We start from the raw sequence: 20,406 nt of genomic DNA on the forward strand, positions 1-20,406 counted from the left end.
GAAACTTAATTAAATATAATGGCGAAAATTATTGGGATTGCAAACCAAAAAGGCGGCGTGGGTAAAACTACTACAGCGGTTAATTTAGCGGCTGCATTGGGCGTTTTAGAAAAAAGAATTCTAATTATCGATGCCGATCCGCAAGCGAATGCAACTTCTGGTCTAGGGATTGAAGAAGTGAAATTCAGCACCTACAATTTGCTAGAAAATTCTGAAGACGTGCAAAACTGCATCCAAAAAACAAGTTCGCCAAATTTAGATATTGTTCCGTCGCATATCGATTTGGTTGCGGCAGAAATAGAATTAGTGGACCGCCATAAAAGAGAATACAGATTAAAAGAATCTCTGCAGCCAATTTTAAATAATTACGATTATATTATTATCGATTGTGCGCCAAGTTTGGGTTTGATCACAATCAATGCTTTGACGGCAGCAGATTCTGTAATAATTCCAATTCAGTGTGAATATTTTGCTTTGGAAGGTTTAGGTAAATTATTAAATACCGTAAAAAACGTTCAAAAAATCCACAATAAAGATCTTGATATTGAAGGTTTGCTTTTAACAATGTTTGATAGCAGGCTAAGGTTGTCAAACCAAGTGGTGGAAGAAGTAAAAACGCATTTTCCCGAAATGGTTTTTGATACGATTATCAGTAGAAATGTGAGATTAAGTGAAGCGCCAAGTTTTGGCGAGAGCATTCTAATGTACGATGCAGAAAGCAAAGGTGCAATTCAATATTTGCAATTAGCTGAAGAAGTTTTAATTAAAAATGAAAATTTAGTCAACCATTAATTATTTAAAATTTCTTTTAAAATAAAGTATGAAGGATAAGAAAAGAGCAATGGGACGAGGTTTAGGTGCAATTTTAAGTGCAGAATCCAAAAGTTCTATAAATAATGCAACGGACGAAGGTGCAGATAAATTAGTGGGAAATATTTTGGAAATATCATTGGAAGATATTTATCCAAATGCGACACAACCGAGAACTTACTTCGATGAGAAAGCTTTAAATGATTTAGCGCAATCAATAAAATCACTCGGTGTCATTCAGCCAATTACACTTCGTAAAGATGGTGGAAAATTTGAAATTATTTCTGGCGAGCGACGTTTTCGTGCATCAAAAATTGCAGGATTAAAAAGCATTCCCGCTTATATAAGATTGGTAAATGACCAAGAATTGCTGGAAATGGCTTTGGTTGAAAATATTCAACGTGAAGATTTAGATGCGATTGAAGTGGCTTTAACCTACCAAAGATTATTAGAAGAAATCGGATTGACACAAGAAAATTTGAGCCAAAGAGTCGGGAAGGAAAGAAGTACAATTACGAATTCAATCAGACTTTTACGTTTAAATCCTGTGGTGCAAGATGCGATCAGAAGCGGTGAAATTTCTGCGGGCCATGGAAGAGCAATTATTAGTTTGGAAGATGAAAATTTGCAGGATATTTTGTTTAAAAAAATTACGTCGCAAAAATTAAATGTTAGACAAGCGGAATTAGAGGTTCAAAAACTTAAGAAACCAACCGTTAAATCCAAAACTATTTCAAAACTTCCCAATTTTTTGAAGAAAGCAGAAAAAAACATTTCTGATATTTTGGAAGTAAAAGTGGAAATAAAATCTTCGGCAACCGGCAAAAAAGGAAAAATCGTTTTAGATTTTAATAACGAACAAGAATTAGAACAAATTCTGGCACACATTCATTAAATGCAAAATATTTTCTTAATTATTTTACTGCTTACCTTCACTTTTGGTTTCTCACAGGTGAACCCGAATGATACCATAAGAACAGATTATAAACCTAAGGATTCAATCCCGGCGCTTTCGTCTTCATCAAAATCTGATGTTCATGTTCTTGCTGATATTAAAGCTTCAAACAAACCAGGTTTAAGTCCAAAATTCAATCCCACGAAAGCGGGTTTATATTCGGCAGTTTTACCAGGTTTAGGTCAGCTTTACAACAAAAAATACTGGAAAATTCCAATCGTTTTTGGAGCTATAGGAACGGGCTTAGGAATTACTTTTTATAATGATAAACAATATAAGCGTTACAGAACTGCTTTCATAGCGCAATTAAACGGGCAACCGCAGGAGTTTTCTAATATACCGGGAATAGATAAAAATGTCTTAGGGAATGCACAAGATCAGGCGAAAAGACAGAGAGATTACGCCATTGCGATCACGGGTTTGATCTACATCTTAAATATTGTTGATGCCGTTGTTGATGCTCATTTATATGAAGGGCGCCATGACCCGGATTTAGCAATTTCGCCCACAATAATTAATGATGGCTTTGGATTAACAAACTCAAAAGCGGGAATTGCGCTCAATTTTAAGTTTTAAATAAAACTTTTAAAAAACTATAATACATAAAAATGAGAATTGCACTCGTAGGCTACGGCAAAATGGGAAAAATAATTGAGGAATTAGCGACTGCTAAATACCACGAAATTGTGGCCACTTTAAATGAAAGTCCAACAATTGAAAATCTAAATTCCCCTGATGTTGTCATAGAATTTTCAAACCCAGAAGTTGCTTTTGAAAACATTAAATTTTGTTTAGAGCAAAAAATTCCGGTAGTTTGCGGAACAACTGGTTGGACTACGCAAAAAGTATTAATAGAAAAAATTGCGACTGAAAATAATACCGCTTTTTTATATGGAAGTAATTTCAGTTTGGGCGTGAATTTATTTTTCGCTTTAAATGAAAAATTAGCCCAAATGATGGCGCCTTTTGAAGACTATTCTTGTCAGTTAGAAGAAATTCACCACACCGAAAAAAAAGATGCACCAAGTGGAACTGCAATCACATTAGCGGAAGGAATTATTAAAAATTCTAAATTTGAGGCTTGGAAATTAGACGAAACAGAAAGCAATAATTTAGGAATTTTCGCAATTCGCGAAGATAAAGTGCCGGGAACGCACAGTGTTTTCTACAAATGTTCGGTTGATGAAATTGAAATAAAACACACCGCATTTAACCGAAATGGATTTGCTTTGGGCGCAATAATCGCCGCGGAATGGATCCAAGGAAAAACAGGAAATTTTAGTATGAAAGACGTTTTAGAATTGCACTAAATTTTACGAAAATAAACTGCCACTTTTTTAAATTTTATTGATCAAGTTTTTTCTTTGATAAATTTTTTGAAAATGTAACATTTTATTTAGAGATTAAACTCATTAACCACAGAAAAAAATACAAACAAAATTCTTATGAACTATTTTTTAACCTACTGTCTTTATATAGCTGTTCTCAGCATTTTGATGGGAATTTCAACTTGGAAATTGTTTAAGAAAATGGGGTTAAATCCTATTTTTGCCTTTATTCCGTTTTACAATTACTTTCTTATTTTAAAAGAAACAAAACATACAAAATGGTGGTTTATAATGGCTTATTTGCCTATTGTTGGACCAATCATGATGACTGTTTTTCATATTTTCTTAATGAAACATTTTGGTAAATCATCTACGATAAATCAACTTTTAACTGTTTTTCTTCCTTTTATTTACATGGCGGTTGTTAACTATTCCAAAGATTCTGAGGTATTTGTGGAAGACAACTTATATTTAACAGATGCAGAAAAAAATGTAGAGAAAAAAGAAACATTTATTGGCTCAATCACTTTTGCCATTGTCTTTGCAACAATTATACACACTTTTATTACGCAACCTTTCGGAATTCCAACAGGTTCAATGGAACGTACTTTATTAGTCGGAGATTTTCTCTTTGTAAATAAATTAAATTATGGATTCAGAATGCCAATGCGTCCTTTAGCATTGCCATTTTTACAAGGAACGATCTATGATCCTCAGGGCGATGGTAATCCAAAAAATGATCCGAAATCTTATGCAGATGGGGTAAAATTGCCTTATTTAAGATTGCCGGGTTGGGAAAATGTAAAAAGAAATGATATAGTCGTTTTTAATTATCCGCAAGATTCTGTTCATACTGCAACTGACAGAAAAGATCCTTATGTTAAACGTTGCGTTGCGGTTGCAGGAGATGTATTGGAAATGCGCGCAGGAAAATTATTTGTTAATAATAAACCTGAAGTAATTCTCGGTGATCAACAGGAGCAGCATGCTTATATCGTGCAGGCAAGCAGTGAATTGGATTTCCCAGCACTTTATAAAACAATGGAATTTATCCCTGTTAATCAGATAAGTACTAATTCTCAATATTTTGCAATATATGCGCAGAAATATAACTTAGATCCTAAAAATGCAATTTACAGAGTTCAATTAACGGACGAACGAGTTGCCGACTTCAAACATTTAGAGAAAGTAGTGTCAGTGCAGGAAGAGGTTACCGATCAGTCAACCTCGGGAATCGCTTACAAAGATGAATTTCAAAAACATATTGATACTGTAAATTCTATTTATCCAATTAATAAAAAATGGAACACAGATTTTTATGGACCGCTTAGAATTCCGAAAAAAGGTGACGTTGTGACTTTAAACCAAGAATCTTTACCAGAATACCGGTGGATCATTTCTGAATATGAACATAATCATCTGGAAACCAAAGACAACAAAATTTTCATTAACGGACAAGAAACTGATAAATATACTATCAAGCAGAATTATTATATGATGATGGGAGACAACCGCGATGCATCGCTCGATGCTAGGTTTTTTGGTGTGGTTCCAGAGGAAAATATTGTAGGAAAACCGATGTTTACGTGGCTGAGTTTGCAAGGCGTTTTCAAAGATTCTCAGTCTATGTTTCAGGGACCATTTAAAATCAGATGGGATAGAATGTTCAAAGGCACAAATACAGGCGAGGCAAATAAAACGTCTTATTGGTGGATTGCCGCGTTCATTTTGATCCTGTTTTTCGGCTGGGAATATTTTGTGAAATTATTTGGCAAGAAGAAAGAAGAAGATTAGATATTTTCTAAATATTTCTTTCACTACAACTTGTACAAATTTAAATAACTTTTTTTGAAGCAATTTCCCGCTGTCCACTGTATCTTTTTTGGCGGTCGCTTCGCTCGCGCAAAAAAAGGATGCCGTTCCCATCGGGGCTAGGTAAAATTATATTTTGAAAGAAACTCTATATTTCGCTATACAAAATTAGAAAAATACTAAAAAATTAAAATCCAAGAAACTTTGATCACCCAACTTTTACCGCTATTTTATTTACCGCCAATTTCATGGTTTTCAAAATTTTTAGAAAAAGATTCTAACTTAGTTTTAGAACAATTTGAGAATTTTCCGAAGCAAACTTACCGCAACAGAACTAATATTTACGGTGCCAATGGAAAGTTAACCTTAGTAATTCCGATTAATCATACTGGAAACAGACTCTATAAAGACACAGAAATTTCTTACACAGAAAATTGGCAGAAGCAACACTGGAAATCTATCAAAAATGCCTACCAAAGCTCGCCGTACTTTGAATTTTACGAAGATCGATTTGGACAAATTTATGAGAAGCCGGAAAAATTTCTTTTTGATTTTAATTTAAAAGCTTTAGAAATTCTAATAAAAATCTCTAAAATAGAAACTAAATTTGCTTTTACAGAAAAATATCAACGTGAGCCTTCGGCATCAGATTTGCGTAATAATTTCTCAGCTAAAAGTAAACATGACAAAAAATTTGAAAACTATTACCAAATTTTCACAGAGAAATATGGATTTATAGAAAATCTATCTATGTGTGACTTACTTTTTAACCTCGGCCCAGAAAGTTTAATTTATTTAAAAAATCAATAGTTAATATGAAAAAGTTTTTTATATCCGCTTTATTCCTAAGTGGATTTTTAGGTTTTGCGCAAAGCACAATGACTCCTTTAGATCCGATGCAAGACAAAGATCTGATGACATGGTATCACAAAGATTTTGCCACAACTCATATCTATGGTGTGAACACTCAGAATGCTTATAAATTTTTGGATTCAAAAGGTTTAAAACCGAAAAAAGTAATTGTGGCGGTTTTAGATAGCGGTGTACAAATAGACCATCCAGCTTTAAAAAATAATCTTTGGACAAATCCAAATGAAGTTCTAGGTAACGGCAAAGATGATGATAAAAACGGTTATATTGATGATGTTCACGGTTGGGATTTTATTGGTGGTAAAAATGGTGAAGTTGGCGCAGATAATCTAGAGATTACACGTGTTATCCGCCAGTATAAAGATATTTTTGAAGGTCCAGATACAGCAAAAAATAAAGCCAATCAGGCAAAAATGCCGGAGGAGTTTGCAATGTATTTAAAGTCGAAAACAGATTTTGATAAAAAAGGACCGGATGCGAAACGAAATTACGAAACTTACAAGAAAATTAGTGAGATGACTCCTTCGATAATTGCATTATTGAATGGTAATAATTTAACTCCCGAAAATGTTGCGAAGATTACGCCGACAACACCGGAAGGATTAATGGGATCCCAAATTTTGTCAAGTATAATTAAGGACCCTGCAATTGCCGGCAAATCTCCTGCAGAAGTTGAAACTTATTTAGACGCACAAATGAAAGAGGCACTTGATTATTATGAACCGCAAGCAACCAAACAATATAACTTGGATTTCGACCCGCGTTCAATTGTTGGTGATGATTACTCAAATATCAATGAGAAATATTACGGTAACAACCATTATCAGGGACCAGATGCGCTTCATGGAACACACGTTGCGGGAATAATAGCAGGAATGCCGAATGGAAATGAAATACAATATGGTGTTGGTTCCAAAGTAGCACAAATAATGACTATAAGAGCGGTTCCAGACGGTGATGAAAGAGATAAAGATATTGCAAACGGTATTTTCTATGCTGTGAATAACGGAGCAAAAATAGTTAATATGAGTTTTGGAAAATCAGTTTCACCGGGAAAAAAGAAAGTTTGGGAAGCTTTTAAATATGCTCAGGATAAAGGAGTTCTTTTGGTTCACGCTGCAGGAAATGACAATGAGGACATTCAAAAATCTGATAATTTCCCTACCAATTTCAAAAAATTAGATGATCCAAAATCTTTTTTAACTAATGTAATTACGGTTGGTGCTAGTACAAATGATGATGCCCATCTGAGAGCAAATTTTTCTAATTATAATGGAAAAATGGTCGATGTTTTTGCTCCGGGCGAAAAAATCTATTCTTCCGTTGCAGGAAATAAATACCAATATCTTGCTGGAACTTCCATGGCAACACCTGTTGTTGCTGGCTCAGCTGCTATTTTGTTAGCTTATATGCCAAACCTAACACCTGCAGAAGTAATCGAATCTTTTGAAAAAACGGTTAATAAATCAACTGTGAACGCAGAAATAAAAGATGAACCAACTGAAACTTTTGATAAAATTTCTGTTTCGGGTGGTGTAATTGACGTGTACAAAGCTGCAGTTTATGCTTATGATCATTTCTATAAAAGAACAGATCAGAAGATGCAGACTAAAAAGAATTCAACTAAAAGAAATTCAAAAATAAAGAAAAGTACGAAGTAATTTTAAAGTCTGGAAAATTTCCAGACTTTTTTTTGTTAAAATTTGTGGCACGGTTTTTTAATTAATATATTTAAATAAAAATTAAACTATGAAAAAATTATTACTTTCAGGAATCGTTGGCATTTTTGCCTTAACATCATGCTCAACGATGCAAACTGCAAAAACCGCACAGACTCAACGTGCAGAGTTTCTTAAATTAAAAGGGGACTGGGAAATTTCAAGCATTGACTATGATAAGACTTATAAAATAAAACCGTTTGATGAAAATGCAGATGTCACATGTTTTATCGGAAGCCACTGGAGACTAATTCCAAATAATTATTCAGGTGCTTATACCTTAACGGGAAGCGGAACTTGCCCAGCAGTGAAGCAGCCGATTAAAATTGATTTAAAAGCAAACAACGAGTTTGTCTTTAAAAAACTAGTAGAGGGTGAAAAAGCTAAAAATGTTATCTCAGGTTATTCTACTCAATTAATAAATCAGGCAACTGACCAGTTTAGTTTACAACAGAATGTGCCATTTGACGGTAAAAACGTTCAAGTGACTTACAACTTTCAGAGATCTTTTATGAAATAACTCTTTAAAATCAATAAAACAAAAAATAAAATTATGAAACTATTTAATAAAACAAATATAGCAGTTCTGTTTTTTTCTACAACTTTAGTATTAAGCAGTTGCGAGGCAGTTAAAAATTCTAATAATCAGCAAAGAGGAACCGTCATTGGGACGACTGCAGGAGCAGTAATTGGTGGCATTTTAGGTAATAATATTGGGAAAGGTGGAAACACTGCTTTAGGTGCCGTTTTGGGAGGTGTAATTGGTGGTGTTGCAGGTAATGTAATCGGTAACAAAATGGATAAACAAGCCAAAGAAATTAAAGAAACTTTGCCCGGGGCAGAAGTGGAAAGAGTAGGTGACGGCATAAAAATCACATTAGGTGAAAATACCGTTAATTTTGATTTCAATTCTTCAAATCTGACTGCAAGTACAAAAACTAATCTTGATAAATTAGCTACAGTTTTAGCAAATAACCCTGATACAAACATCAATATTTTTGGCTATACGGATAGTAAAGGAACTGCCGCTTACAACATGACTTTGTCTGGTAAAAGAGCAGATGCAGTAAAAAATTATTTATCACAGAAAGGAGTATCAAGTGCAAGAATGATAACTGTAGGAAGAGGCGAGCTTGATCCTATTGCAACAAACGATACTGACGGCGGACGGGCTAAAAACAGACGGGTTGAGTTTGCAATTACAGCAAACGACGCCATGATAAAAGACGCCCAAAAAGGTAACTAACAGACCTTCGAAAATATAATTATAAGAAACTGCTTCGGCAGTTTTTTTTATTTTTAAATCAGTATTTTTACACCTTATTTTCTACAATGGTCAAATATTTAAAGTTGCTGCGAATAGAGCAGTGGGTAAAAAATCTGTTTGTTTTTGCACCACTCTTTTTTTCCGGAAATGTTATGAACAGCGATCTGTTAGTCAAAAGCATCTTTGCCTTTGTCATTTTTTCCATCGCGGCAAGTTCTATCTACATTATCAACGATTATAGCGATATTGAACAAGATAGAAAACATCCGGAGAAAAAAAACCGTCCGATTGCTAGTGGTGAAATTTCGAAAAAGCAGGCTCTTTTAGTTTTGTTTATTTTAATAATAGCTGATATTTCTTTGAAATATTTTGGGTACTATTATTTTCATCAGGATATATGGAAATTTTGCGTAATTATTCTATTTTACTTTTTGATGAATATTGCGTATACCTTTAAGCTCAAGCATGTCGCGATTGTTGATGTGTGTATTATTTCAGTCGGTTTTGTTTTGAGAGTTTTAGCTGGGGGCTATATTACGGGGATTTATATTTCGCAGTGGGCAATTTTATTAACCTTTGTATTAGCATTGGTTTTAGCAATTGGAAAGCGACGTGGAGAATTAATTAATGCTCAGATTTCTGGTAGAACCAGAAAAGCGTTGGACGGTTACAATGTGCAGTTTGCAGACATTGCGCTTTCAATTTCAGTTACTTTGGCAATCGTTTGTTATTTGATGTTTACCTTGTCCCCTGAAGTGCAGCACAGATTTCATCCACGTGTTTTCTATACTGTAATTTTTGTTGTTTTTGCTTTTTTAAGGTATTTACAACAAACCTTAGTTTATAACAGAACAGAATCGCCTACAAAAATCGTTTACAAAGATCATTATATACAAATTACGCTTATGCTCTGGCTGATCTCTTTTTTACTTCAAATTTATTATAAATAATGCAGCAGAATTTTAAACAAAAAGTTAGTAATTGGGGTAATTTTCCAACTGTTGAAAAAGAAGTAAAATCTGAAGAATCTTATCTTAATATTAAAAGATTTATAGCAAATAATAATGAAATAATTGCCCGTGGAAACGGTCGTTGCTACGGAGACTCATCTTTAGCAGAACACATTTTCTCTACTAAAAAATTGAACAAATTTATTTCTTTTGATAGAATAAATGGTATCGTAGAATGTGAAGCAGGTGTTTTGTTATCAGATATTTTGGATATTTCTGTTCCGCAATCTTTCTTTTTGCATGTAACACCAGGAACGAAATTTATCACTTTAGGAGGTGCAATTGCATCAAATATTCACGGTAAAAATCACCACTTAGAAGGTTCATTCTGTGAGTTTTTACTGGAATTTACTTTAATTAATGAACGGGGAGAAATATTAAATTGTTCAAGAAGTGAAAATTCAGCTTTGTTTTGGACATCTATCGGTGGAATGGGTCTGACGGGAATAATTCTAAGTGCAAAAATTAAATTAAAAAAAATTGAAACTTCCTATATTCGTCAAGAAAGTATTAAGGCAGAAAATCTGGATGAAATTTTTAATTTGTTTGAAGAAAGTAAAGATTGGACTTACACTGTTGCCTGGATAGACTGCCTTCAAAGAGGTGGAAAAATCGGTCGCTCAATTATAATGCGGGGTGAACATGCCTCATTGAATGAAATTCCGCAGAAGTTTTTAGAAAAGCCTTTAGCAATCAGACAGAAATTTTCGCCCACAATTCCATTTTTCTTTCCAAATTTTGTCTTGAATAACTTCACTGTAAAAATTTTTAATTACTTTTTCTACGCAAAGCAACGGGTAAAATTTTTAAAAAATATTATAGATTACGAAACTTTTTTTTATCCGTTGGATGCAATTAATGACTGGAATAAAATTTATGGAAAAGAAGGCTTTATTCAATATCAAATGGTAATTCCAAAAGAAAATGGAAAGGAAGGAATGCGGAAGATTTTAGAAACAATTGCTAAAAGCGGAAATGGATCGTTTCTCGCTATATTGAAATTATTTGGAAAAGGAAATCCTGAAGCTTACAATTCTTTTCCGATGGAAGGCTATACTTTAGCATTGGATTTTAAGGTTAATAAAAAATTACAAAACTTAGTTCAGAAACTGGATGATATTGTTGAAAGCTATGGCGGAAGAATTTACTTAGCGAAAGATAGTATGAGTAAACCTTCTTTAACAAATTATTTAAAAAATGTGAAAAATCCAAAATTTAATTCACTTCAGCAAAAAAGAATTCTTAATCATAACTAATTTATATGATCGTTTTAGGCTCAAATTCTGAAATCGCCCAGGCTTTTGTAGAAAAGGTTTTAGGTGAAGGTGACAGATTTCCTGTAATTTATTTGCTCACTTCTAATCCTGAAATTACCGAAAAATTTGTAAAACATTTGGATGTGAAATTTTTGCAGTATGCAGAAATTATTAATTTAGATTTAGAGAAAAAAATTGATTACAATAAACTGGATTACATCAGTTCTGATCTGCTATTTTGTGCCACAGGTTTTCTTGGTGAAGATTCTGAAACTGGATTGTATAATAATAAAAATACTGAAAAAATTATCGGTGTTAATTACGCAAAACTAGTCCCACTTCTTAATTATTTTGCCCAAAAAATGGAAACAAAACGAAGTGGAACTTTGATTGTTTTGTCTTCCGTCGCAGGTGATAGAGGCAGACAAAGTAATTTTATCTATGGAAGTGCAAAAGCGGGAATGACAGCTTATTTAAGTGGATTAAGAAACTATTTATTTTCAAAAAAAGTGCATGTTTTAACTGTTAAACCAGGTTTTATGGCGACTAAAATGACAGAGGGTTTACCATTAAATCCCAAATTAACGGCTACGCCAAAACAAGCCGTAGATTGTATTTATAAAGCCTACAAAAGCAAAAAAGATGTCACTTATGTGTTGCCGATCTGGTTTTTAATAATGAGTGTAATTAAAAATATTCCAGAGTTTATTTTTAAAAAGTTAAAACTGTAATGCGAAAAGTTTATTTTTTTGATTTCGACGGAACTTTAACGAAAAAAGATACCATGTTCATGTTTTTGAGGTATGTTGATCAAAACCGATTCGCTGCAAAATTTTTGCTTCATTTACCTCTTTTTATGATGTTAAAATTTAAACTAGCACAGCCCGAAAAAGTGAAAAGACATTTTATTTCGTCAGTGCTTAAAGGTCATACTGAACAATTTTTACAAGAAAAAGCAGATGGTTTTTTTGAGGAGAATTATCCTGATTTAATTCGCGAGAATGCGTTGGAATTTATTCTTAATATGAACCGTGAACAAACTGAAAGTTATCTTGTGACAGCCTCTTTGGATATTTGGGTTAAACCTTTTGCGAAAAAATTCAATATGATCTTAATTTCTACAGAAGCAAAATTTAAAGATGGAATTTTCACAGGAAATTTTAATGGTCCAAATTGTAACGGCGAAGAAAAAGTAAAACGTATAAAGCAAGTTTTGGGTACTAAAAAGTTTGATAAAAGTATTGCGTTTGGTGATACGTCGGGTGATGAGGCACTTTTAAAATACGTCAATGAAGGCCACTACAAATTTTTTCACTAAAATTATTTTGTCCACAACTATTCTTCTTAACTTTGACCTTTGAATTTGTAGAGAAATTCGTCATTTAAATAATTATTAATTTTTTAAAATAATTCCACGAAATGGATAAAATATATTTAGACAATGCTGCTACTACAGCACTTTCGATGGAAGTAATTGATGCAATGGTTGATGTTATGAAAATCAATTATGGCAACCCATCTTCCACACACAGCATCGGTCAGGAAGCCAAAAGTTTAATTGAAAAAGTAAGACGCGAAGCAGCAGCTTATTTAAAAGTTACACCCGCCGAAATTATTTTTACATCCTGCGGAACAGAGTCCAATAATATGATTTTAAAATCCAGCGTTCATCATTTGGGCGTACAGAGGATCATCACTTCGCCTTTAGAGCACAAATGCGTAGCGGAAAGTATTCAGGAATTGAAGAAACTTTTTGGTGTGGAAGTCATTTATTTAAGACCAAATAATAAAGGTGATATAGATTTAAGCGAATTAGAAGAAACATTAGCAAAATCCGATAAGAAAACATTAGTAAGTTTAATGCACGCAAATAATGAAATAGGGAATCTTTTAAATTTAGAAAAAACTTCTGAAATTTGTAAAAAACACAATGCACTTTTTCATTCAGATACTGTTCAAACCATTGGACATTTAGATATGGATTTTTCAAAAATACATATTGATTTTGCCTCTTGCAGCGCGCATAAATTCCATGGTCCAAAAGGAAGTGGTTTTGCATTTGTCAGAAAAGCTTCTGGTTTGAAAGGTATAATAACAGGTGGACCACAAGAAAGATCGTTACGCGCCGGTACTGAAAATGTTGTCGGAATCGCAGGATTAGGTAAAGCATTGCAATTAGCAATGGATAATTTAGAAGATTATAAAAATCATATTCAGGACATTAAAAATTATACTATTTCTGAACTTGAGAAAAATATCCACGGAATTAAATTTAATGGTAGAAGTGCGGAACTGGAAGGTAGTCTTTATACCGTTTTGAGCGCACTTTTACCGTATAAAGATGCGATGATCGGGTTGAAATTGGATATGGAAGGAATTGCAATTTCACAAGGAAGCGCTTGCTCATCTGGTGCTTCAAAACCATCGATGGTGATGTTGATGGTTTTGGATGAAGATGATATGGAAAATGGAACACCGCTTCGCATTTCATTTTGTCACACCACAACAAAAGAAGAAATTAACAGATTTGTACAAGCGTTAGAAAAAATTTCTGAAACACACCAGATAGAAAATATTAATAGTTAGAATAGATGCCAAAAGGTAATTTTTATAATAATTTTACTAAATTTGTGTATAAATAATTTAAAATAAGAAAAAGATGGCAATCGAAATAACAGACCAATCATTTCAAGAAACCGTATTAAATTCAGATAAACCAGTCTTGGTAGATTTCTGGGCTGCCTGGTGTGGACCATGCAGAACGTTAGGTCCAATAGTAGAAGAAATTTCCAATGATTTTGAAGGTAAGGCAATTGTGGGAAAAGTAGATGTAGATAACAATCAGCAAATTTCTATGGATTATGGAATCAGAAATATTCCAACCGTTTTAATTTTTAAAAATGGTGAAGTAGTTGAAAAATTAGTTGGTGTTTCACCAAAAGAGGTGATAGCTGAAAAGCTTCAAGCTCATCTATAAAATTAATTACGTTGATAATGAGTGCTTTTCTGTTATGGGAAAGCATTTTTTTATTTTTTTGTTTGCAGATTTCTCAGAAAAGTGTACTTTTGCAGTCATCAAAATAAAGTAAAATTTATTTAGAAGAGATCTGGTAGTTCAGCTGGTTAGAATGCCGCCCTGTCACGGCGGAGGTCGCGGGTTCGAGTCCCGTCCAGATCGCAAAAAGTTTACCAATTTCTTTTACAAAAATTGATCCGGTAGTTCAGCTGGTTAGAATGCCGCCCTGTCACGGCGGAGGTCGCGGGTTCGAGTCCCGTCCGGATCGCAACTGTGAATACAGAATCATCCAAAATGCTTTAAAACATACGTTTTAAAGCATTTTTTGTTTTATGTCAGTTCAATTTGGGCTAAAAAAACATAATCTGGAAGTGACCTATTCGGTGACCTATTAAAAAAGAATAAAATGGGTCACTCGAGATTCAGTAAAAGCCTTTAAATAGGGTGTTTATGAACTGAATTACCTTCCGATATGTTTTGAGTTGTTTAATTTTAAATCTTTAAACTCATCACAAAAGAGCAAATGGAACTGTAAATTTTTAAATATATTGAAATTTGGTACAACAAGAAAAGAAGACACAGCACATTAAATTACAAAACAATAGAAGAATTTAATAATCAAAACAAAATTTATAAAAATGTCGCTTAACTGCCACTGGAAATTTTATTTGTATATCCAAAGCCATTTTTGGAAGTATAATTTATGAATCTTTTTCAATCAAATCTAGAGGCGCCATTTTCCGTCGCAATCCAAAGTAAACCTGTATTATCCAGGACGGTTTCGTATATCAAATTACTTGGTAGGCCTTCTTCCGTAAAAGAATTAGTTAAATTATAATTTTGATAAAAGAAATTTTGTCCGAAAAATCAGAATTAGAAAACAAAACGGATATTCTAATAGCTTTTTAATAATATTTCTATTTTTAAATAGTTAATTTAATATAATTTTGGACTTTTAAAACATTAGTCAGTTAAATATTTATCTTGCTAAGAATAGTCCTTTAAGAGTTCTCGGTAACTTGTCAAGATTTTTGATTTTGAAATAAAGCCGACAAATTTGTCATTCTCATTTATCACTGGGAGATGCCATGCACCAGTATCATCAAAAGTTTTAAGAATAGCGACAGCGTTATCTTGTAAATGAACAACTGCTGGTGGAACTTTCATGATCTGCTGAATATTTGACGGTAATTCTTCCTTTTCTTTAAATAAATAAGGTCTGATATCGTCCATTGTAAGCACGCCTTCTAAAAAATTTTCCCGATTTACAATTGCGAAAATATTTTTATCACCAGTTTTAATCATATCGAATAAATTGGAAATGGGAGAATCTGCTTCAATAGTCTGCGAATTTTTATCAATAAAATCTCTTAGGTGAAGAGAATTCACTAAATTTTTATCATGCTCCTGCGTAAAAATTTTTCCCTGTTCTACCATAGTTTGATAATCTGGATTAACGACTGAAAACCATCTTGCCATTAAGTAAGAAATGACCGCAACAATCATTAAAGGAATAAATAAATCATAACCCTGGCTGGATTCTGCAATTAGAAAAATAGCCGTTAGTGGAGCATATAAAACGCCACTCATAACGCCAGCCATGCCTACCAAAACCAAATTACTTACAGGAACATCTACTAAGCCAAACTGTTTACAAATCATTGCAAACAAAAATCCCCATGTTCCGCCCGCAAAAAGCGAGGGTGCAAAACTTCCGCCGTTACCTCCACTGAATATGGTAATTGATGTAGCGAACGCTTTTAAAATGCAAATTAATGCAAGAAATATGATGACTGTCCAGCTTCCCAGATCCAAGTAACCGAAAAAACTATTCTTAATAATTTCTGTTGAATCTTCTGTTGTAAGAATTTTTAAAGTGTCGTAACCTTCACCAAAGAGTGGCGGTAGAATAACACACAATAATGAAAGTGCGAGGCCACCAATCATAGCAGTTTTTAAACGCGAAAATTTTAAACTTTTTATAAAATGATCGGTTTTATGGTAAATAATCACAAAATATCTCGCATATAAACCGCAAGTGATTCCGAGTATTAGGTAATAAGGAAGGTTATGATAATTAAATGCTTGTCTTGCATGAAACCTAAAAAGAACATCTTCCTGTAATAAAACGGTAGAAAGCAAACTTCCACAAACTGCTGCTACGACCAAAGGTATAAAATCTGAAAATACAACGCCTGTCAGTAAAATTTCAAAGGCGAACATAATACCGGCAATCGGCGCATTAAATGCAGACGCAATTCCCGCCGATGCACCTGCAGCTAAAAGCAAAGTTCTCTCCTTATAACCGAGTCTGTAAGTTTGTGCAAAATTAGAACCGATAGCGGCACCGGTTACTGCAATCGGGCTTTCCAAACCAGCCGAACCACCCAATCCAACCGTAACTGCACTTTGTATAATCTGAGAATACATTTTAACGGAAGAAACGATGCTTGAGTTCTGCGCAATCTCGTAAAGAATAGCTCCAATACCTTTTCGGTCATTTCCCTTAAATATCGTTAAAACAATTAAAGTAGTAAGAACTATTCCTAAGAAAGGAAAAACGACATAGAAAAAAATTTGATCTTCAAAATGGACTTTAGTGACGATCCAAAAATGTATCTTATGCACCAATGTTTTAAGTAAAACTCCGGCTAAACCCGCTGTACATCCCACTAAAATACCTGAAAGAATTAAAAACTGACTTCTGCTGAGTCTGTTACTTAGCCAATGTAGTAAAAGTTCATAACTGCGCACTTTCTGCAGTCCGTATTTCTGAAACTCTCTTTTGTATTTTAGAAAGCTTATTATTTTTTTTCTGTTATGAATATTCACTTCGCGTTCGTTCCTTTTTTTTAACTTTTGCAAATTTAGATGAAATTTAACACACTGACCAAAGTTCTGACGGTTTTATAGTACGTAATTTTAATGGATAGATCATATTGCAGAATTAAAACTTTATCTAAGAGTTTGTATCAAAGCAACGTTTTTCTCGTGGAGTCTTTCTTTAAGCCAGCTTCTAAGTCTATTTTCATCAATGTTTTTTCCAGTATATATTAACATAAATTGCAATCTTGCGCTGTCGGTCTCGGGATATTGCTCAATTTTCCCATAGGAAATAGTGCCGATCGTTGGATAAAGTATATTGATCTCTTTCAAAAGTGTTGAATCTGATATTTTATAATTGTCAAGTTCCTGGCGAATTTTTGTAAGTGCAATATCTTTGTCAGAAACATTAGTATCAAATTTATTGATCTCACTTAAAATCTCTGATTTAATATCCGTATTATTTTGTCTAATTTTTAATTTTGTGTTTAAAAGACCATCCTCTTCTAGTCTTTTGTTATAAACGATAATTTCTGCGTCCGTAAATTTTTTACTTAAAAAAGCAAGGTCGATCGTCTTCGGATTACTGTTATAATTTACTTTTTTATAAATTACGGTGTAACCTTTATTGTCAAATTGCTTTTCAATAAAGTTTTCAGCTGTTTTAGTAAATTTCTTTTGATTAAATAAATTATAAGCAAGATAGAAACTCGGGATGATCATGATCACAATAAGGATTGAAATACTATACTTTATCCGTTTTTGATATTTAGATTCGATCAGTGCAGAAGGATAATTTAAAAATTTTACCACAAAGAAAGTAGCAGTGCAGATAAAGAAACAGTTAATAGAGTAGAGGTAAAAGGCACCTAAAAAGTAACTCATATTGAACGTTGCCAGACCATATCCTGCAGTACAAATTGGAGGCATTAAAGCAGTTGCGATCGCAACACCAGGAATCGGATTGCCTTTCTCAACTCGTGTAATTGCAATTACACCAACCAAACCACCAAAAAATGCTATTAAAACATCGTATATTGTAGGAGAAGTTCGTGATAAAAGTTCTGACTGTACTTCTTTAAATGGACTTAAATAAAAATAAATCGTAGAAACTAAGAGGCTTACAAATGTGGCAATTAGAAGATTATTTATTGATTTTTTTAATAAAGTAAAATCATAAGTTCCCAAGGCAAAACCAGTTCCTACAATAGGACCCATTAACGGTGAAATTAACATTGCACCAATTATTACAGCTGTAGAATTTACGTTTAAACCAACTGATGCTATAAAAATTGCACACGCTAAAATCCAAAGATTTGCTCCACGAAACGAAATCTGGTTTCTTACATTATCTAAAACGGTAGATTTTTTTTCCTCTCCGTGATGTAATTGTAAATAATCTAAAAATCCACTCATTTTATTTTACTTTTTAGCATTGTGTTGTACAAAGAAACTTAAATTTCTTCCAATTTAACAATTCTAAAAGTACGGGATTTTTTACATTCATTAATTAGTCTTAAAAAAAAAATGAAAGGAGGTCAAAAGTTTTTATTAAATCTTTATTTTTACAGGATGGATTATCCAAGTAAAGTTTTGGCAAAAGCTGTGGAAGAAATATCGGGACTACCGGGAATTGGTAAAAAATCAGCTTTACGTTTGGCTTTACATCTTTTAAAACAGCCGGAATCACAAGGCGTTCTCTTAGGTGAAAGTTTAAAAAAGTTAGTTACAGAAATAAAATATTGTAAAAATTGTCATAATTTTTCGGATTTTGATATTTGTGACATCTGCAATAATCCCAAAAGATCTGATGAAATACTTTGTATCGTAGAAGACGTTAGAGACGTAATGGCCATTGAAAATACTTCAAAATTTAACGGAAAGTATTTGGTTCTTGGTGGTAAAATTTCTCCAATGGAAGGTGTAGGACCAAGTCAGTTAAATATTGGCAGCATTGAAAGGAAAATACAGGCAGGTAATTTGAACGAGATTATTTTTGCACTTAGTGCAACTATGGAAGGTGATACTACGGCTTATTATATTTACAAAAAATTTAAAAATTTTAATGTGAACTTTTCGAGCATCGCGCGGGGGATTTCTGTGGGAGATGAATTGGAATATGCTGATGAAATTTCCTTAGGTCGATCTATTCAGAATAGATTGCCATATAATGAAAAAGATTAGATTTTTATAATTTACTTAATATAAAAATAATGTTGATATCAGTTATTATCCCAATGTTTAACGCTGAAAAAACTATCTTAAAAGCTTTAGATTCAGTAAAATTTCAAACCTGGAAAGGAGTTTTTGAAATTATGATTGTTGATGATGGTTCGACAGATAATAGTAAAATAATTGTTGAAAATTATATTGAAAATAATTTGGATCTTAATATTCAATTAATTAATCAGGTGAACGGAGGTGTTTCTAATGCCCGAAATACAGCTTTAAAAATTGCAAAAGGTGATTTCATTGCCTTGTTGGATGCCGATGATGAATGGTTCCATACAAAAACAGACCGGCAAATGAATGTCTTCAAAAATAATGATTTAGAAGTTGATTTTTTAGGCTGCAGAAAAAAAAACCATATTGTTCGTTTTCCTTATAAAGTTTGTGCTAATAATTTAATTCCTATTACCTTTCGCAAGTTAATGTTACGCAATGAAATGGGATCTCCGACAGTTTTATTCAAAAGAAAAGTGCTAGAAAATACCGGTTTTTTTGATGATTCGCAGAGATATGCAGAAGATCTTAATTACTGGTTAAAAGTCTCTGCAAATAATAAAATGAGTATTTTAAATGAAGAACTTGTTTTAGCGGGATCTGGAAAAAGATCATTTGGGATTTCTGGTTTATCTGCAAATTTGATGGAGATGGAACGAGGATTTCAAAAAAATTTAAAAGAAATTTATAAGGCGAAAAGAATTAATTTCTTAGATTTTATACTTTATCGTATTTTCAATAAATTTAAATATGTTTTTAGACTAACCCGAAATAAATTTTTAAAATTACAGGGTAGATAATATTATTTACGCAAAAACTGTATTTCATTATTTCCTTCAAACAGTATGAAATTAACCATCATTATCGTTCATTATAACGTAGAAAAACTTTTACGTAATTGTCTTTTGTCCTTGGACAAATACATAAAGAGCGTTTCACATGAAATAATTGTAATTGATAATAAAAGCCCTAATAATTCTTGGATAGAATTAATTGGGGAATTTCCTACAGTTAATTTTATAACCTCCGAAACTAATGGTGGTTTTGCAACCGCTAATAATTTGGCAGTTAAAGTGGCGAAAGGAGAGTTTTTATTATTACTAAATCCGGATACAGAATTTGAAGGTTTTTATATAAATGAGATTTTAGATTTTGCAGATACAGTACAAAATTTTGGTTGTCTTGGCGTTAGAATGCACGATAAGCACGGAAGATTTCTGCCGGAAAGTAAGCGTGCCATTCCAAATATGATTAATTCTTTTGAAAAATTATTGTGGAATTTTAAGTCGAATAATGAAAAATCATATTACAGGACAGA

Annotated in this window: 20 protein-coding genes and 2 tRNA genes; 20 read left to right on the forward strand and 2 right to left on the reverse strand. The window is 33.0% G+C overall.

Annotation, left to right across the window (positions count from 1 at the left end; translation table 11 throughout):
• Positions 1-18: 18 nt before the first annotated feature.
• The 17 genes from ACVBED_RS04305 to ACVBED_RS04385 all read left to right on the forward strand — a co-directional run bounded on the left by ACVBED_RS04305 (position 19) and on the right by ACVBED_RS04385 (position 14,310).
• On the forward strand, positions 19-792 hold the full coding sequence (locus ACVBED_RS04305) for a ParA family protein (RefSeq protein ID WP_447119747.1): 774 nt from the start codon (positions 19-21) through the stop codon (positions 790-792).
• Between the two features lie 28 nt (positions 793-820).
• Positions 821-1,705 carry a ParB/RepB/Spo0J family partition protein gene (locus ACVBED_RS04310; protein ID WP_447119748.1) on the forward strand — a complete coding sequence of 295 codons (885 nt, stop codon included), beginning with the start codon at positions 821-823 and terminating at the stop codon, positions 1,703-1,705.
• Positions 1,706-2,341: a DUF5683 domain-containing protein gene (locus tag ACVBED_RS04315; RefSeq protein WP_473094552.1), complete on the forward strand. Its 636-nt coding sequence runs from the start codon at positions 1,706-1,708 to the stop codon at positions 2,339-2,341.
• 32 nt (positions 2,342-2,373) lie between these two features.
• Positions 2,374-3,075, forward strand: coding sequence for a 4-hydroxy-tetrahydrodipicolinate reductase (dapB, locus tag ACVBED_RS04320; protein ID WP_447119749.1), 702 nt, complete (start codon positions 2,374-2,376; stop codon positions 3,073-3,075).
• Positions 3,076-3,210: 135 nt separating this feature from the next.
• Positions 3,211-4,887, forward strand: coding sequence for a signal peptidase I (gene lepB, locus ACVBED_RS04325; RefSeq protein ID WP_473094553.1), 1,677 nt, complete (start codon positions 3,211-3,213; stop codon positions 4,885-4,887).
• A 222-nt stretch (positions 4,888-5,109) separates the two neighbouring features.
• On the forward strand, positions 5,110-5,715 hold the full coding sequence (locus ACVBED_RS04330; RefSeq protein WP_447119750.1) for a WbqC family protein: 606 nt from the start codon (positions 5,110-5,112) through the stop codon (positions 5,713-5,715).
• A 5-nt stretch (positions 5,716-5,720) separates the two neighbouring features.
• Positions 5,721-7,436 carry a S8 family serine peptidase gene (locus ACVBED_RS04335; protein WP_473094554.1) on the forward strand — a complete coding sequence of 572 codons (1,716 nt, stop codon included), beginning with the start codon at positions 5,721-5,723 and terminating at the stop codon, positions 7,434-7,436.
• An 88-nt stretch (positions 7,437-7,524) separates the two neighbouring features.
• A complete protein-coding gene (locus ACVBED_RS04340; protein WP_447119751.1) occupies positions 7,525-8,013 on the forward strand; it encodes a hypothetical protein in 489 nt (162 codons plus the stop codon).
• A 33-nt stretch (positions 8,014-8,046) separates the two neighbouring features.
• Positions 8,047-8,739 (forward strand): YiaD family glycine zipper/OmpA-like lipoprotein, encoded by a 693-nt coding sequence (locus tag ACVBED_RS04345; RefSeq protein WP_447119752.1) that lies wholly within the window; start codon positions 8,047-8,049, stop codon positions 8,737-8,739.
• An 86-nt stretch (positions 8,740-8,825) separates the two neighbouring features.
• Positions 8,826-9,710 (forward strand): decaprenyl-phosphate phosphoribosyltransferase, encoded by an 885-nt coding sequence (locus ACVBED_RS04350; RefSeq protein ID WP_447119753.1) that lies wholly within the window; start codon positions 8,826-8,828, stop codon positions 9,708-9,710.
• Positions 9,710-11,026 (forward strand): FAD-binding oxidoreductase, encoded by a 1,317-nt coding sequence (locus ACVBED_RS04355; RefSeq protein ID WP_473094555.1) that lies wholly within the window; start codon positions 9,710-9,712, stop codon positions 11,024-11,026. Before ACVBED_RS04350 ends, ACVBED_RS04355 begins: the two co-directional genes overlap by 1 nt.
• Before the next feature lie 5 nt (positions 11,027-11,031).
• Positions 11,032-11,757, forward strand: a complete 726-nt coding sequence (locus ACVBED_RS04360; RefSeq protein WP_447119754.1) for an SDR family NAD(P)-dependent oxidoreductase — start codon at positions 11,032-11,034, stop codon at positions 11,755-11,757.
• Positions 11,757-12,344, forward strand: a complete 588-nt coding sequence (locus ACVBED_RS04365; RefSeq protein WP_447119755.1) for an HAD family hydrolase — start codon at positions 11,757-11,759, stop codon at positions 12,342-12,344. The genes ACVBED_RS04360 and ACVBED_RS04365 overlap by 1 nt, the downstream gene beginning before the upstream one ends.
• Positions 12,345-12,445: 101 nt before the next feature.
• Positions 12,446-13,612, forward strand: a complete 1,167-nt coding sequence (locus tag ACVBED_RS04370) for a cysteine desulfurase family protein (protein WP_447119756.1) — start codon at positions 12,446-12,448, stop codon at positions 13,610-13,612.
• Positions 13,613-13,685: 73 nt separating this feature from the next.
• A complete protein-coding gene (trxA, locus tag ACVBED_RS04375; protein ID WP_447119757.1) occupies positions 13,686-14,003 on the forward strand; it encodes a thioredoxin in 318 nt (105 codons plus the stop codon).
• Positions 14,004-14,130: 127 nt separating this feature from the next.
• Positions 14,131-14,204 (forward strand) — tRNA-Asp (locus ACVBED_RS04380).
• Between the two features lie 32 nt (positions 14,205-14,236).
• Positions 14,237-14,310, forward strand: a tRNA-Asp gene (locus ACVBED_RS04385).
• Positions 14,311-15,029: 719 nt separating this feature from the next.
• On the opposite strand, the gene ACVBED_RS04390 is transcribed toward ACVBED_RS04385, so the two are convergent.
• Together ACVBED_RS04390 and ACVBED_RS04395 are read right to left on the reverse strand one after the other, a co-directional pair.
• On the reverse strand, positions 15,030-16,874 hold the full coding sequence (locus ACVBED_RS04390) for a chloride channel protein (protein WP_473094556.1): 1,845 nt from the start codon (positions 16,872-16,874) through the stop codon (positions 15,030-15,032).
• Between the two features lie 123 nt (positions 16,875-16,997).
• Positions 16,998-18,281 (reverse strand): DUF389 domain-containing protein, encoded by a 1,284-nt coding sequence (locus tag ACVBED_RS04395; protein ID WP_473094557.1) that lies wholly within the window; start codon positions 18,279-18,281, stop codon positions 16,998-17,000.
• Between the two features lie 156 nt (positions 18,282-18,437).
• Between ACVBED_RS04395 and recR the strand changes: the two genes are divergently transcribed.
• The 3 genes from recR to ACVBED_RS04410 all read left to right on the forward strand — a co-directional run.
• Complete coding sequence (recR, locus tag ACVBED_RS04400) at positions 18,438-19,049, forward strand: recombination mediator RecR (protein ID WP_473094559.1); 612 nt, start codon at positions 18,438-18,440, stop codon at positions 19,047-19,049.
• Positions 19,050-19,078: 29 nt separating this feature from the next.
• On the forward strand, positions 19,079-19,888 hold the full coding sequence (locus ACVBED_RS04405; RefSeq protein WP_473094558.1) for a glycosyltransferase family 2 protein: 810 nt from the start codon (positions 19,079-19,081) through the stop codon (positions 19,886-19,888).
• Between the two features lie 45 nt (positions 19,889-19,933).
• Positions 19,934-20,406, forward strand: a 473-nt coding sequence (locus tag ACVBED_RS04410) for a glycosyltransferase family 2 protein (protein ID WP_447119762.1), incomplete at its 3' end; no start/stop codon positions are given.

Source organism: Halpernia sp. GG3 (assembly GCF_052976925.2).

Excerpts from the sequence above, each read along its gene's own strand:
- ACVBED_RS04305 (WP_447119747.1), top strand. The coding sequence starts at position 19 with ATGGCGAAAATTATTGGGATTGCAAACCAAAAAGGCGGCGTGGGTAAA.
- ACVBED_RS04310 (WP_447119748.1), top strand. The coding sequence starts at position 821 with ATGAAGGATAAGAAAAGAGCAATGGGACGAGGTTTAGGTGCAATTTTA.
- ACVBED_RS04315 (WP_473094552.1), top strand. The coding sequence starts at position 1,706 with ATGCAAAATATTTTCTTAATTATTTTACTGCTTACCTTCACTTTTGGT.
- dapB (WP_447119749.1), top strand. The coding sequence starts at position 2,374 with ATGAGAATTGCACTCGTAGGCTACGGCAAAATGGGAAAAATAATTGAG.
- lepB (WP_473094553.1), top strand. The coding sequence starts at position 3,211 with ATGAACTATTTTTTAACCTACTGTCTTTATATAGCTGTTCTCAGCATT.
- ACVBED_RS04335 (WP_473094554.1), top strand. The coding sequence starts at position 5,721 with ATGAAAAAGTTTTTTATATCCGCTTTATTCCTAAGTGGATTTTTAGGT.
- ACVBED_RS04340 (WP_447119751.1), top strand. The coding sequence starts at position 7,525 with ATGAAAAAATTATTACTTTCAGGAATCGTTGGCATTTTTGCCTTAACA.
- ACVBED_RS04345 (WP_447119752.1), top strand. The coding sequence starts at position 8,047 with ATGAAACTATTTAATAAAACAAATATAGCAGTTCTGTTTTTTTCTACA.
- ACVBED_RS04350 (WP_447119753.1), top strand. The coding sequence starts at position 8,826 with ATGGTCAAATATTTAAAGTTGCTGCGAATAGAGCAGTGGGTAAAAAAT.
- ACVBED_RS04355 (WP_473094555.1), top strand. The coding sequence starts at position 9,710 with ATGCAGCAGAATTTTAAACAAAAAGTTAGTAATTGGGGTAATTTTCCA.
- ACVBED_RS04360 (WP_447119754.1), top strand. The coding sequence starts at position 11,032 with ATGATCGTTTTAGGCTCAAATTCTGAAATCGCCCAGGCTTTTGTAGAA.
- ACVBED_RS04365 (WP_447119755.1), top strand. The coding sequence starts at position 11,757 with ATGCGAAAAGTTTATTTTTTTGATTTCGACGGAACTTTAACGAAAAAA.
- ACVBED_RS04370 (WP_447119756.1), top strand. The coding sequence starts at position 12,446 with ATGGATAAAATATATTTAGACAATGCTGCTACTACAGCACTTTCGATG.
- trxA (WP_447119757.1), top strand. The coding sequence starts at position 13,686 with ATGGCAATCGAAATAACAGACCAATCATTTCAAGAAACCGTATTAAAT.
- ACVBED_RS04395 (WP_473094557.1), bottom strand. The coding sequence starts at position 18,281 with ATGAGTGGATTTTTAGATTATTTACAATTACATCACGGAGAGGAAAAA.
- recR (WP_473094559.1), top strand. The coding sequence starts at position 18,438 with ATGGATTATCCAAGTAAAGTTTTGGCAAAAGCTGTGGAAGAAATATCG.
- ACVBED_RS04405 (WP_473094558.1), top strand. The coding sequence starts at position 19,079 with ATGTTGATATCAGTTATTATCCCAATGTTTAACGCTGAAAAAACTATC.